This is a genomic window from Mycolicibacter senuensis, from assembly GCF_003284925.1.
In the GTDB taxonomy this organism is placed as follows: Bacteria; Actinomycetota; Actinomycetes; order Mycobacteriales; family Mycobacteriaceae; genus Mycobacterium; species Mycobacterium algericum_A.
On the sequence record NZ_QMEX01000101.1, the window covers coordinates 1 to 13278 of the forward strand.

Sequence of the window (13278 nt, forward strand, 5' to 3'; positions counted from 1 at the left end):
GCGTCGATGTCACGCTGATCGGGCACGATGGCCACGGCCGTGCGCCCGGCACGGATGGCGGCGACGGCAGCCTCGGCGTACCGATCGGCCCATGAGTCGCCCGGCAGCACCTGCCAGACCGCACGTGCGGCCCGCCCCTCCTCCAGCGCCGCCAGATACGCGCCACCGGCTGAATAGCGCTGCCAGCCAGCGGGATTCACCGGTTCGAGCACCGGCGCCTCCGGTAGCTCCACCGCTTCGCGTTCCACCCGGGCGTGACGCGGCGGTATCGCCAGGCGCAGCACGTCGGCCCGGCTGCCGGCGTAGCGGGCGGCCACCGCTTCCACCAGCCGGCGAACCTCCGCGGTGAGCACCGGTTCGGCCGAGATCACCCGCTCCAGCCGGCCCAGTCTGCCGGTGTGGTCGGTATCGGCGCGGCGCTCCCAGACGAAGGCATCGACCAACCGACCGTGGAAGCGCACCCGCACGCGGGTGCCGGGCAACGCGTGTTCGGCCTGCTCCGGTGTGACGAGATAGTCGAACTCGCGGTCCAGATGCGGCACCGTCAGCATCGGCAGCACCCGGGCGATGGGGTCGCCGGGATCGCCGGGTTCGCTCTCGAGGCGCTCGACGCTCACCACGCAGGTCTAGCAGACGCCGCCGACCCCGGCATCCGCCGGCTCACAGCGCCGCCCGGCCTGTGGATCGGCGGGGGCGGCGTTGCTCGCGCCGAATTACCTTGCTGCGGTATGGCCGAACAGCGCGGCGCCCACGCGGAGACGGCGCAGGCCCGCGAGGGCTCACTCGTCATCCGGCAGCAGACCGCAGCCCGCACCGACGCCGTGCTGTCCACCGCGCTGCGCGGCGCGGTCGATCACGCCCGGGAGGGTCGTCGGCGTCTGGATACCATCGGCGCCGAGATCCGCGATGCGCTGGGCGATCAGCGGGCGCCAGCCTGGGACACCCCGGCCGGTGTCCGCCAGTTCCAGCTCTTCTTGGCCGCCAAGGCCCGAGACATCCGGCGGGTGGTCGCCGACGTCGCCGCCGACAACCGGGCGGGTGCGGCGCTGCTGCGGTCGCTGGGGTCGGACTATGGGATCCCGGCCCGAGTGCGCGACCGGTTGAACCGGCAGGCCCTCGCCGATGACATCAGCCGGGTGGAGCACGCCACCGCGGCGATCAGCGCCGCGGACATGATCCGCTACGACAACGCGCTGCGGGTCCGTGACGGGCTGCGGTTCAACGCCGACGCGGGCACCGGGGCGGTGCTGTTGCTCAGTTATGACCCGGTGGCGTTCGCCGGCCGGGGCCGGGCCGCCATCGCCATCGGCGATCCCGACACCGCCGACAACACCACCGTGCTGGTGCCCGGGGCGCACAGCAGCGTCCGTGACGGTTACCTGTCGAATCCCGACGGCGTGAACGTCTACCGCGAGGCCGCCCGCGCCGATCCGGCGCGATCGAATTCGGTCATTCTGTGGATGGGGTATCGCGCCCCAGACAGCCTCTTGGATCCACGAGTGGCGCAACCGGATTCGGCCCGATCCGGCGGCAGCATGCTGGCCGCCGATGTCAACGCCCTGCGGGCGACGCACCGCGGCACCGGCCACGTCACCGTGGTCGGGCATTCGTACGGCTCGACCGCGGTGGCCGACGCCGCGGCCGGCTTCGGGATGCGGGCCGATGATGTGGTGCTCGTCGGCTCCCCGGGAACCGACCTGGCGCGCAGCGCCAAGGACTTTCATCTGCCGCGGGACGGACACGTGTATGTGGGCGCGGCATCGTCGGATCCGATCACCGGATTCGCCGGCGAACCACAACTGCCGGTGCCCGCGACCACGGCAACGGTCGGGCTGGGCCCCGACCCGGCCGACGACGGCTACGGCTCGACCCGGTTCAAAGCCGAACCCCCGTGGCCGACCGCACCGATGGCCGGTCACAGCTCCTATTTCAGACCGGGCAGCGAGTCGCTGTTCAGCATCGGCGACATCGCGTCCGGCCACGGCGACGCGCTGGCGCACGACCACATGACCGCCCCGCACCGCCACCGGCTTCCCACTTTCGACCCGGAACTGCTGCGTCCCGGCACCGGTGGCCACCGGCATTGACCGCCGGCGAGCCTCAGTCCGCGGCCGGGGGCCCGCCACCGGAGCGGCCGAAGAAGAAGCCGGCCGTGATGAGCAGCTGCGCCGCCGCATAGGCCCACCAGATCGGCACCGCCAGCATCTCGTTGCCCAGCACGAACTTGCCGGCCCCGATCATGGCGTCCGACACCGCGAAGAACACCGCACCCACTGCCGTCCAACGGGTGGGCAGCTTCGCCAGCAGGGCCGCGCACACCATGGCGCCGAGCACCAGCACGTAGACCGTCACCGGGACGGTCATCCCCTCGCGAGACAGGCCGGGCCAGAACCACACCAGCAGGCCCAGGCAACTGACGCCGACCAGACCCGCCCCGATCAGCCCGCCGCGAGAGACCACCGCCAGCTGGAGCAGTGCCCCCAGAAAGCACAAGTGCGCCAACAGGAACGCAGTCAGGCCGGCAACGAATGACGGCTCCCACCACGGGATAGCCAGCAGCCAGTCACCGGCGGCCGACAGGATCAGCGCAGGGATCAGCCAGCGCGCCTCGCGCAGGATCGGGTGCGCGGCCGCGGCCACCGCCAGCAAGACCGCCATGGCCGACTTGAACGCCGGCTGGCCGACCCAGTGCCCGGTCAGCGCATCGCCGGGCGGCGATCGCAGCGCCAGCACGGTCAGAAAGATCCCGTACCCGACAGCGACCCAACCGGCCGCGGCCCAAGCGGTGGGGACCAGTCGTGTTGCGTACGGTGTTCCCATGCCGCTCGTCGACGATGACTCCGCTATCGACCCCATAGTGCTGAAGGTACTGGACGCCGTCCCCTACCGGCTGACTCTGGCCGACGGCGTCGAAGCGGCGCGCCGCAGGATGCGCGACCTGCCGCGCCGGCCGGTGTACCCCGAGTTGCCCGCGGAGGACCGGGTCATCGAGGGCCCTGGCGGTGACCTGCCGGTGCGGGTTTATCGCCCGCCGAGCGCCGGCGCCGCTCCGGTGGTGGTGTTCTTCCACGGCGGCGGGTTCGTCGCCGGTGACCTCGACACCCACGACGGCACCGCCCGCCAGCATGCGGTCCACGCCGACGCGGTGGTGGTGTCGGTCGATTACCGGTTGGCTCCCGAGCACCCGTTCCCGGCCGCCGTGGAGGATGCGATGGCGGCCACCGAATGGGTGGCGGCACATGCCGCGGAGCTGGGCGCAGATCCGGCCCGGCTGGCGGTGGCCGGCGATTCGGCGGGCGGAAACCTGGCGGCGGTGGTGTCGCAGTTGGCCCGCGACGCCGGCGGGCCCGAGATCGCCTTTCAGCTGCTGTGGTATCCGGCGACCACCTATGACACCACGCTGCCATCGTTCACCGAGAACGCCTCGGCACCGATCATCGACCGCGAGACGCTGGCGGAGGTCACCTTCGCCTACGCCGCGGGGGTCGACCTGAGTAACCCACCGCCGATGCTGGCGCCGGCGCGGGCCCCGGATCTGGCGGGTCTGCCGCCGGCCTATATCGCGGTGGCCGGCCACGATCCGCTGCGCGACGACGGTATCCGCTACGGCGAACTGCTGTCGGCCGCCGGGGTGCCGGTGCAGGTGCACAACGCGACGACCCAGATCCACGGCTACCTGGGCTACGCCGGGATCATCCCGTCGGCCACCGAGGCCACCGACCTGGGGCTGGCGGCCCTGAAAGCGGCCCTGCACACCACGCGTTCTTGATCCGATGCGGCTGAACCAGATCACCCTCGGCTCCACCGATCTGGACCGCTCCGAGCGGTTCTACCGGCTCCTTGGCCTGCGGCTGATCGTCAAGACGGACAACTACCTGCGCTTCGAATGCCCGACCGGGGACAGCACCGTTTCGGTGGAACGCTCCGGGGTGGCCCCGATCGGCGAGCAGGTGACGATCTACTTCGAAACCGACGACCTCGACGGCGAGTACCAGCGCCTGCGCGAGCTGGTGGAGTTCAGCCAGCCGCCGACTGATATGCCCTGGCTATGGCGCGAGGCAAGGCTGCGCGACCCCGATGGCCACCAGCTGTGCCTGTTTCACGCCGGGGAGGCCCGACGGAATCCGCCATGGCGCCTCGAACCGCCGGATGAGCACTGACGGGCGGCCGCCCGGCGCGCTACGGTCGAGCGATATCAGCGACGAGGAGCCACCGTGACCGAGAAACCCGACCATGAAGTCCTGATCATCGGCGCCGGCTTCTCCGGCATCGGCGCGGCGATCGGTCTCGACCGAGCCGGCATGCCCGATTATCGGATCATCGAGGCCGGCGACGGCGTCGGCGGCACCTGGCATTGGAACACCTATCCCGGTATCGCCGTGGATATTCCGTCGTTCTCGTATCAGTTCTCCTTCGAGCAGAGCACCGAGTGGTCGCGTACCTACGCACCCGGCCGGGAGCTGAAGAACTATGCCGAGCACTGCGTCGACAAGTACGGGCTGCGTTCCCGGATCCAGTTCGGGACCAAGGTGGTGTCGGCGGAGTTCGACGAAGAACGCGACGTATGGCGGGTGCAGCTGCAACCGCCGCACGGCCCCGGCGGCCCGGTCACCGCGCGGTTCCTCATCAACGCCAGCGGCGCGCTGACCACACCGAAGCTGCCCGACATCGACGGCGTCGACACGTTCGCCGGGGTGACGATGCACACCGCGCGCTGGGATCACTCGCAGGACCTGACCGGCAAGCGCGTGGCGGTGATCGGCACCGGCGCTTCAGCGGTGCAGGTGATCCCGGAGATCGCGCCGAAAGTCGCCTCGCTCACGGTTTTTCAGCGGACCCCGATCTGGTGCTTCCCGAAGGCGGATCTGCCGCTACCGGCCCCGATCCGCTGGGCGATGCGTGTTCCCGGCGGCATGGCGCTACAGCGGCTGGCCAGCCAGGCCTACGTCGAGGCGACCTTCCCGATCGCAGCGCAGTACTTCACGGTGTTCCCGCTGGCCAAGCAGATGGAGTCCGCCGGGCGGGCGTACCTGCGCCGCCAGGTGCACGATCCGGTGGTGCGTGATCAGCTCACGCCGCGCTACGCCGTCGGCTGCAAGCGGCCCGGTTTCCACAACACCTACCTGTCGACGTTCAACCGTGACAACGTCCGCCTGGTCGTCGACCCGATCGAACGGATCTCCCCCACCGGGGTTGTGACCGCCGACGGGACCTCCCATGAGGTCGACGTGCTGATCCTGGCAACCGGGTTCAAGGTGATGGACAGTGACAGTATCCCGACATTCGCCGTGACCGGGGCCGGCGGCCAGTCGCTGAGCCGGTTCTGGGACGAGCACCGGCTACAGGCCTACGAGGGGGTCAGCATCCCCGGATTCCCCAACCTGTTCAGCGTCTTCGGTCCGTACGGCTACGTCGGGTCATCGTATTTCGCGCTGATCGAGGCGCAGACGCACCACCTCGTGCGGTGCCTGACACGCGCCCGGCGGCGCGGCGCCACCCGGGTGGAGATCTCCGAGGCCGCCAACGCCCGCTACTTCGCCGAGATGATGAGCAAACGCCACCGCCAGGTGTTCTGGCAGGACAGCTGCCAACTGGCCAACAGCTACTACTTCGACAAGAACGGCGACGTCCCGCTGCGGCCCACCACCACCGTGGAGGCCTACTGGCGCAGCCGGCGCTTCGACCTCGACGACTACCGGTTCACCGCCTGATTTTTCAGGCGCGACAAGACGCGAAAGCCCCTAAATCCGGCCGGAAATGGGGGCTTTGGCGTCTGCTCGCGCAGCGAGACCGCAATTAAATGGCGCGCTTGAGGTCGTCGACCTTGTCGAGTTGCTCCCACGGCAGTTCGATGTCGGTGCGGCCGAAGTGGCCGTACGCGGCGGTCGGCGCGTAGATCGGGCGCAGCAGGTCCAGGTCGCGCACGATGGCGCCCGGGCGCAGGTCGAAGACCTCGGGCACGATCTTCTCGATCTTGACCGGGTCGACGGTGGCGGTGCCGAAGGTCTCGATGAACAGCCCGACCGGGGCGGCCTTGCCGATGGCGTAGGCCACCTGGACCTCGACGCGCTGCGCCAGGCCGGCGGCGACGATGTTCTTGGCCACCCAGCGCATCGCGTAGGCGGCCGAACGGTCGACCTTGGACGGGTCCTTGCCGGAGAAGGCGCCGCCGCCGTGGCGGGCCCAGCCGCCGTAGGTGTCGACGATGATCTTGCGGCCGGTCAGACCGGCGTCACCCATCGGCCCGCCGACGACGAACTTGCCGGTCGGGTTGATCAGCACCCGGGTCGACGACGAGTCCAGCGTCTCGTGGGCGAGCTCGGCGAGCACGGTGGTGATCACGTGCTCCCGCAGATCGGGGTCCAGGGTCTTCACCAGGTCGATGCCGTCGGCGTGCTGGGTGGAGATCACCACGGTGTCCAGCCGGGTCGGGACGTCGTCCTCGTATTCGATGGTGACCTGGGTCTTGCCGTCCGGGCGCAGGTAGTCCAGCGTGCCGTTCTTGCGGACCTCGGTCAGCCGCCGCGACAGCCGGTGGGCGAGCGCGATCGGCAGCGGCATCAGCTCGGGGGTGTCGGCGATCGCATAGCCGAACATCAGGCCCTGGTCGCCGGCGCCCTGAGAGTCCAGCGGGTCGGCCGCCCCCTCGACGCGGGCTTCGTGGGCGGTGTCGACACCCTGCGCGATGTCGGGTGACTGGGCGCCGATGCCGATGTTGACCCCGCAGGTCTCCCCGTCGAAGCCCTTGTCCGACGAGTCGTAGCCGATGTCGAGGATCCGCTCGCGCACGGTGTTGGTGATGTTGGCGAACGCCTCCCGGGCGTTGGTCGTGACCTCGCCGACCACGTGCACCTGACCGGTGGTGACCAGGGTCTCCACCGCAACCCGGGAGCGGGGGTCATCGGCGAGCAGTGCGTCGAGCACCGAGTCGCTGATGGCGTCACAGATCTTGTCGGGATGTCCCTCGGTCACCGACTCACTGGTGAACAGCCGACCCTTTTCGCTCACAATGTCACCCTCCGGGTTTCGATCCAAAAGTTAGCTCGGGCAAATATAGCTATGCGCTCCTGGTGGCGGCCTGACAGTCCGGTGGGGCGCCCCCAGGTCGCGGGCCGGGTAGTGCCTGTGCTCCCCCGCGACCGGGAGATGCTCGACGACACGCCCCACGACGAGGCACTTGTACGACTCGGCCCTGTGGCTGCCTACCTTACCGTCCTGGCGGCGTGCGGCGGCAGGCCGGGTGGCCGCGGTCACGGTGTCGGCGGCGTCGCCGTCTCGAGCCGGACCGCCCAGCCGACCAGCGACCGCAGATAGCGCAGCACCAACTCATCCGGATACGCGTCGGGGTCGGTGAGGTGCAGCAGCGCCAGTTCCTCCAGTGCGGACAACAGCAGTCGCGCCGTCGCGCCGTCGGCGTCGACCGGGTGACCGGTGAGCGCGGACAACCTGTCTGCCGCGATACGGCGGGCATAGCGGCGGCCCAGCTCGGTGCGGGCTTGCAGTTGCGGTGGCGCTGCGGCGGGCGGGCTCAAGATGATGCGCCAGCTTGTCGGCGCCGCGTGCAGGTAGGCCAGGATGCCCCGGCCGACCGCGTCCGGGTCGTCGTCGGGCGGGGCGGCCACGCTGCGCATGCCGGCGAAGGCGATCTCCGATTCGCGGTCGAGCAGCGCCGACATCAATCCGGCCAGGTCGCCGAAGTTCTGGTACACCACCGTGCGGGTGACCCCGGCGGCGTGGGCCACCCGTTCGATGGTCACCGCGGCGAAACCCTCGGTGGCGACGATGTCGCGGGCACGGTCGAGCAGCTGGGCCCGGCGGGCCTGTCCCGACATCCGCCGGCGCGGCGACGCCGGTTGCGCGCTCATCTGTGTTCCGGCAATGCGAGCAGCAGCTTGACCGCGCGGGCCGCACTCTGCGCGGCGCTTTCCATCGTCGCCGACCAATCGGTGCGGGTCCAGTCGCCGGCGAGCACCAGGCTCGGCACCGAGGTGCGCTGGTCCGGGCGCAGCCCGTCGGTGCCGACGACCTGCGAGAAGGTCGCCTTCGGCATCTTGACCACCTGGGCGGCCACCACGTTCGCCTCGGCGGCGGCCGGATAGTAGCGGCGCAGCAGCTCCAGCTGCTCGGCCACGATCTGGTCGCTGGACCGGTGGATCTGTTCGTAGGCGCCGCTGGTGGTCAGGCAGTACAGCCATGCGCCGTCCGGGTCGCGGCCCTGCATCCGCTGCCGGTCGAATACCTCGTCGATGATGCCGGTGCCGCCGATCACCGCCTCCATCGCTGCTTCGGTGCCCAGCGGCCGGTCCAGGTAGAGGTTGGTGCTCACGATCGGCGTGTGATGCAACTTGTCTGCCGCAGCGTAGATTTCGGCGTGCTCGGGCAGGTCGTCGAGCAGCCCGCCGATATGGGAGTTGGGCACCGCGCACACCACCGCGTCTGCCGGTATCTCGGTACCATCGGCCAGTTCCACCGCCCGGACGGCGTTGTCCTGCACCACGATTCGCCTGGCCACCGTGCGATAGCGCACGTCGACGCCGAGTCGGTCGAACAGCGCGAGCGCGCCCGTGATGTAGAGCGTGTCGAGGTCGGTGGTCGGGTAGCCGATCGTCACCGCGGTGCGATGCCGCAGGCCCAGCCGGATTCCGGTGGCGAGCACGTCGGCGAAGACCTTGGCCGAGCCACGCTCCACCGGTTCGGCGGCGATACCGAGGGCAAGCCAGTCCCATACCGCCTGGCGCGCCGACGACGGCATGCCCACCCGCCGAAACCACTGGTCGGTGGAGAGATCGGGAAGATCGGCGGGTTGGCGCAGTGCCTGGTGTGTCAACCGTGCCGTCGCCACCGCCGTGCGCACGCGGTCGAGCAGGCTTGCCTCCGGGTGCACGCCGAACAGCGTCCGCACCGCACCCAGCCCGCGGGTCGCCATGGTGGTCGTGGCGCCTCCCGGCCAGCGCAGCGTGCCGCCGGTCGGGAACTCGACCATCGACCGGGTGCCGACGCTGCTCAGGTAGCGGAACAGGTGTTCATAGCCGCTTGCGATGACGTGCTGGCCGTTGTCCGGAAGGTCGGCTATCCCGTCCACTTTCATCGCGTGGGTGCGCCCGCCGAGCCGGCCACGCCGCTCCAGCAGGGTGACCTTCTTGCCCGCCTCGGCCAGCCAGACCGCCGAGGCCAGGCCCGCCAGGCCGCCCCCGATCACCACATACCGCCGGTCGTCCATGTCGGGCCCCTTCCAGTAACTTACTAATCGTAAGTTACTGCGGCGGTGATTGCGCGGCCAACGGCACCACGGCCGGCGCCGGCGCTAATCGCGGCCGCCCAGGAAGGCCGCCACCGCGTCCACGATCCGACTGGCCATCAGGGTCTTCGAACCGGGCTCCAGGGCGGACTCGGTTCCGTCGGCGGCCAGCAACCAGCCGTCATTGTGGTCCACCTCGAAGGCCCTGCCTTCCCCGACGGCGTTGACCACCAGCAGGTCGCATCCTTTGCGCTGCAGTTTCGCCCGGGCGTGGAACAGCACGTCGCCGTTCTCATCTCCGGTCTCGGCGGCGAAACCGACGATGGCCCGCATATTGGGCAACTGTCCGTCGGCGCGTGCTCGAACCGCACCGGCCAGCACATCGTCGTTGCGGACCAGTTCGATGGTCGGCTCCCCCTGGTTGTCCGGCCCCTTCTTGATCTTCGCCTGCGCCGTCCGGGCGGGGCGGAAGTCGGCCACCGCGGCGGCCATCACCAGAACCTGCGCCTCGGGGGCGTGCTTGGTCACCGCGTCCTGCAGCTGCTGGGCGGAACTGACACGCACCACGTGGACGCCGGCCGGGTCGATCAGCCCGGCGGCGTGCGCCGCGATCAGGGTGACCTCAGCGCCACGCTGGGCGGCCACCCGGGCCACCGCGTAACCCTGCTTGCCCGAACTGCGGTTGCCGATGAACCGCACCGGGTCGATCGGCTCACGGGTACCGCCGGCGGTCACCAGCACTTTGCGCCCCGCCAGGTCGTAGGGCAACGCGTCGGACCGCTCCAGCAGCAGCGAGACGATTGTGTTGATCTCCTCGGCCTCGGGCAGCCGCCCGGGCCCGGTGTCGGCGCCGGTCAGCCGGCCCGACGCGGGTTCGAGAACCACCGCGCCGCGTTCACGCAGCGTCGCCACATTGGCGACGGTGGCCGGATGCTGCCACATCTCGGTGTGCATCGCCGGGGCGAACAGCACCGGACAGCGGGCGGTGAGCAAGGTGGCGGTGAGCAGGTCGTCGGCGCGGCCGGCGACCGCGCGGGCCAGCAGGTCGGCGGTGGCGGGCGCCACCACCACCAGGTCGGCATGTTGGCCGATGGCGACGTGCGGAACCTGTGGGACGTCATCGAAGACGCCGGTGTGCACCGGCAGCCCGGAGAGTGCCTCGAAGGTCGCGGCCCCGACGAACCGCAGCGCGGACTCGGTCGGTACGACCTGGACCGAGTGACCGGCCTCGGTCAGCTGCCGGACCACCGTGCAAGCCTTGTATGCGGCGATCCCACCGGAGACACCGACGACGATCCGCTTGTGCTCCACGGCTACCGACCCGTCCCGTCTCGGCCTCTGTTACTCGCCTTCGGTGTATTCGAGCAGGTCGCCGTGGATCTCGCGCAGCGCGATCGACAGCGGCTTCTCCTGCAGACCGGGCTCGACCAGCGGCCCGACGTACTCGAGGATGCCTTCGCCGAGTTGGTTGTAGTAGTCGTTGATCTGCCGCGCACGTTTGGCCGCGTAGATCACCAGGGCGTACTTGCTCGACGCCCGCTGCAGCAGTTCGTCGATGGGCGGGTTGGTGATGCCCAGCGGCGTGTCGTAGCCACCGATCATCGCCGGGTCGAATTCGGCGTCGGCGGCCGGCGAGATGGTGGCCGCGTCGGCCTGCGAGGTACTCACGTAAGACAATCTCCTGGCGATTTAGGGGCTTGGGGTGAAGCTGTTGGTGCTTCCGGGCCGATCACACCGCGCCCGGTGCAGTATCCACCAGCAAGGATACCAATTCTGAGCAGGCGGTTTCCAATCGAGCGTTGATCACGACCGCGTCGAAGTCGCCTTGTGCGGCCAACTCGGTGCGCGCGGTGGCCAGCCGACGTTCCATGACCTCCGCCGATTCGGTGCCGCGCCCGACCAGTCTGGCCTGCAGCGTGTCCCAATCCGGCGGCGCCAGAAACACCGTCACGGCCTCCGGCAGGGCCTTCTTGATGGCCCGGGCCCCGGCGAGGTCCACTTCGATCAGCACCGGCCGGCCGGCCCGGGTCGCCTCGGCCACCGGGGCCGCCGGGGTTCCGGATCGCTGCAGTCCACCGTGGATGTCGGCCCACTCCAGCAGGGCGTCGGTCTCGATCAGCCGGTCGAATTCCCCCGGCGTCACGAACCGGTAGTCGACGCCGTCGACCTCCCCGGGACGCGGCGCCCGGGTGGTCGCCGACACACTGAAATACAGGTCCGGCACCCGTTCCCGCAGGCACCGGACCAGGCTCGACTTACCGACCGCTGATGGGCCGGACAGCACCACCACGCGTCCCGCGTGTCGGCTGTCCGGCCCTCCACCGGCATTCACCGACAGGTCAGGAGAAGTCGAACTTCTCCAGCAGCGCCTTGCGCTGCCGGTCGCCCAGGCCGCGCAACCGGCGGGTGGGGGCGATCTCCAGCTCGGTCATGATCTCCTGCGCCTTGACCTTGCCGACCTTCGGCAACGCCTCCAGCAGCGCGGAAACCTTCATCTTGCCCAGGACCTCGTCGGTCTCGGCGTCCTTGAGCACCTGCTTGAGGTTGGTGCCGCCACGCTTGAGCCGGTCCTTGAGCTCCGCTCGGGCCCGACGTGCGGCCGCCGCCTTCTCCAACGCGGCGGCGCGCTGCTCGTCGGTCAACTGGGGAAGGGCCACGATTCCTCCGTCTCGTCATCATCGACAACGTCGATGTTTTCCATGTCCCGGCCGGGTACTCCCGCCAGAGACGACGACCGTACCCACGCCGTCTGACGAAATCTAACCCCACCCCCGGTTTCCGGCCACAAATGCCCAGCGTGTGGCGGCTGCGCACGGCCCACCGCCCGAACCGGAACGACGCCCTCCGGGCCGGCCACCGGGGGCCGCCATTGGTATCAGCCGGCCTCGAAAAACAGCTTCTAGCAGGACTTTCCTCGGTTTCACCGGCCGATTGGACCATCCGGGCCGCTCCCCGCCGGGCAGCTGAGGGACGGGCCGAATCTTGCAGCGCATTGAATTCGCACCTCGCGGCGTGTCGGGCGTGTCGAGACCTCCGTCGACCGGTGAAAACTCAGCGACGCGCCGGCAGGCCTGCCGTTGGGCGCCGCCGGACGAACGGTGCTGGGGTGGGGACCGAAGCTGGCCGGCGCCGACGCGGACCTGATCGCCGAGCAGTGGTCGACGCGCAGGGCGAGCAGGTTTTCGCGGTGCTCGGTGACCTCAAGGGCGACGGGATTAACGGACGCGTATTTGCGTCTACCGGCCGCAGCCACCACAGCTCGGCTGCCGGAGTTTCTGCCGGGAATTGACAGCGCCGTCAGTAATTGATCGACCATAATGCCAGTTCAGCTCGGTAGAAAGGCGAATGGTTGCCAACCAATGTATTGACGGTGTGAATGGCAGCAGAATGGATGATTGCCGCTCCGGCTCGGTCCGGATACAGTTTTTCTTCCGGGTGGCCGATTGCGCCCGTTCGATGGCCAAAAGGGGGCCGGCATGAAGACACAGCGCTTTGGCGGCTGGGTACTGACCGGGGTGGTGGTGCTGGCGGTCGGCACGATCGGTGCCGGTATGGCCGCCGCCGATCCAGGCGACGGGGTGACCGCCGGCAACGGCGGTGGCGCCGAAACCACTGCCGGTCCGTTCGGCGGCAACCCCAACGACGGCAGCTTCAACCTGTGGCCCAGTGATCATGCCGCCGACAACGTGAACCTCGGCCCGTTCAGCAGCGGTTTCGACGCCGGCACCGCCGGCGACCTCGACCTGGGAGCCGCCGGGGGCGAGGGCCCTGCCGGCGACGGCCGCAGCGGCGACAACGCCGGCAGCATGCCTTTCCTCTGGTAGCCGCCGCGACGTCCTGCAATCCCCGGCGCGCGGGTCGTTACCCGGCGCCCAGGTAACCGACGGCGTCGCGCATCCGCTCCGCTGCGGCCCGCAGCGCCGCGACGTCGGGGCCGGCGCGCAGCACCTCACGGGAGACCGCCGGCAGCAGCGTTCCCGGGGCCGCCCCGCCCAGGCCGGCCAGTTCCTCGGGGCGCCCACCCTGTGCCCCGATACCCA

Annotated in this window: 14 protein-coding genes and 1 pseudogene; 5 read left to right on the forward strand and 10 right to left on the reverse strand. The window is 69.8% G+C overall.

The window, feature by feature from the left end; translation table 11 throughout:
- A partial coding sequence (locus DQP56_RS18090; protein ID WP_526022712.1) for a primosomal protein N' family DNA-binding protein occupies positions 1 to 551 on the reverse strand: 551 nt, incomplete at its 3' end.
- Positions 552 to 728: 177 nt separating this feature from the next.
- Here DQP56_RS18090 and DQP56_RS18095 point away from each other — a divergent pair.
- Positions 729 to 2087 (forward strand): DUF4226 domain-containing protein, encoded by a 1359-nt coding sequence (locus tag DQP56_RS18095; RefSeq protein WP_112687734.1) that lies wholly within the window; start codon positions 729 to 731, stop codon positions 2085 to 2087.
- 13 nt (positions 2088 to 2100) lie between these two features.
- On the opposite strand, the gene DQP56_RS18100 is transcribed toward DQP56_RS18095, so the two are convergent.
- On the reverse strand, positions 2101 to 2820 hold the full coding sequence (locus DQP56_RS18100; protein WP_205868911.1) for a lysoplasmalogenase: 720 nt from the start codon (positions 2818 to 2820) through the stop codon (positions 2101 to 2103).
- Here DQP56_RS18100 and DQP56_RS18105 point away from each other — a divergent pair.
- The 3 genes from DQP56_RS18105 to DQP56_RS18115 are packed head-to-tail and all read left to right on the forward strand — an operon-like array spanning position 2819 to position 5711.
- Complete coding sequence (locus tag DQP56_RS18105) at positions 2819 to 3769, forward strand: alpha/beta hydrolase (protein ID WP_112687754.1); 951 nt, start codon at positions 2819 to 2821, stop codon at positions 3767 to 3769. The genes DQP56_RS18100 and DQP56_RS18105 overlap by 2 nt on opposite strands.
- A gap of 4 nt (positions 3770 to 3773) precedes the next feature.
- Positions 3774 to 4160 carry a VOC family protein gene (locus tag DQP56_RS18110; RefSeq protein ID WP_112687736.1) on the forward strand — a complete coding sequence of 129 codons (387 nt, stop codon included), beginning with the start codon at positions 3774 to 3776 and terminating at the stop codon, positions 4158 to 4160.
- 54 nt (positions 4161 to 4214) lie between these two features.
- On the forward strand, positions 4215 to 5711 hold the full coding sequence (locus DQP56_RS18115) for a flavin-containing monooxygenase (protein ID WP_112687738.1): 1497 nt from the start codon (positions 4215 to 4217) through the stop codon (positions 5709 to 5711).
- A gap of 85 nt (positions 5712 to 5796) precedes the next feature.
- On the opposite strand, the gene metK is transcribed toward DQP56_RS18115, so the two are convergent.
- From metK to mihF, 7 genes are all read right to left on the reverse strand, one after another.
- Positions 5797 to 7008, reverse strand: a complete 1212-nt coding sequence (gene metK / locus DQP56_RS18120) for a methionine adenosyltransferase (RefSeq protein WP_112687740.1) — start codon at positions 7006 to 7008, stop codon at positions 5797 to 5799.
- A 242-nt stretch (positions 7009 to 7250) separates the two neighbouring features.
- A complete protein-coding gene (locus DQP56_RS18125) occupies positions 7251 to 7865 on the reverse strand; it encodes a TetR/AcrR family transcriptional regulator (RefSeq protein ID WP_112687742.1) in 615 nt (204 codons plus the stop codon).
- Complete coding sequence (gene hpnE / locus DQP56_RS18130; protein WP_112687744.1) at positions 7862 to 9220, reverse strand: hydroxysqualene dehydroxylase HpnE; 1359 nt, start codon at positions 9218 to 9220, stop codon at positions 7862 to 7864. The genes DQP56_RS18125 and hpnE overlap by 4 nt, the downstream gene beginning before the upstream one ends.
- Before the next feature lie 84 nt (positions 9221 to 9304).
- On the reverse strand, positions 9305 to 10549 hold the full coding sequence (coaBC, locus tag DQP56_RS18135) for a bifunctional phosphopantothenoylcysteine decarboxylase/phosphopantothenate--cysteine ligase CoaBC (protein WP_112687746.1): 1245 nt from the start codon (positions 10547 to 10549) through the stop codon (positions 9305 to 9307).
- A 30-nt stretch (positions 10550 to 10579) separates the two neighbouring features.
- Positions 10580 to 10906 (reverse strand): DNA-directed RNA polymerase subunit omega, encoded by a 327-nt coding sequence (gene rpoZ, locus DQP56_RS18140; RefSeq protein WP_112687748.1) that lies wholly within the window; start codon positions 10904 to 10906, stop codon positions 10580 to 10582.
- A 61-nt stretch (positions 10907 to 10967) separates the two neighbouring features.
- The gene (gene gmk / locus DQP56_RS18145; RefSeq protein WP_112687750.1) at positions 10968 to 11570 is read right to left on the reverse strand and encodes a guanylate kinase; all 603 of its coding nucleotides are present in this window, start codon (positions 11568 to 11570) and stop codon (positions 10968 to 10970) included.
- A 7-nt stretch (positions 11571 to 11577) separates the two neighbouring features.
- Entirely contained in the window at positions 11578 to 11895 is a 318-nt protein-coding gene (gene mihF, locus DQP56_RS18150; RefSeq protein ID WP_003932123.1) for an integration host factor, actinobacterial type, read from the reverse strand.
- 819 nt (positions 11896 to 12714) lie between these two features.
- Between mihF and DQP56_RS18160 the strand changes: the two genes are divergently transcribed.
- Positions 12715 to 13062 (forward strand): hypothetical protein, encoded by a 348-nt coding sequence (locus tag DQP56_RS18160; protein WP_112687752.1) that lies wholly within the window; start codon positions 12715 to 12717, stop codon positions 13060 to 13062.
- A 37-nt stretch (positions 13063 to 13099) separates the two neighbouring features.
- On the opposite strand, the pseudogene DQP56_RS25340 reads toward DQP56_RS18160, so the two are convergent.
- Positions 13100 to 13278, reverse strand: a pseudogene (locus DQP56_RS25340) (orotidine-5'-phosphate decarboxylase); the annotation flags it as partial.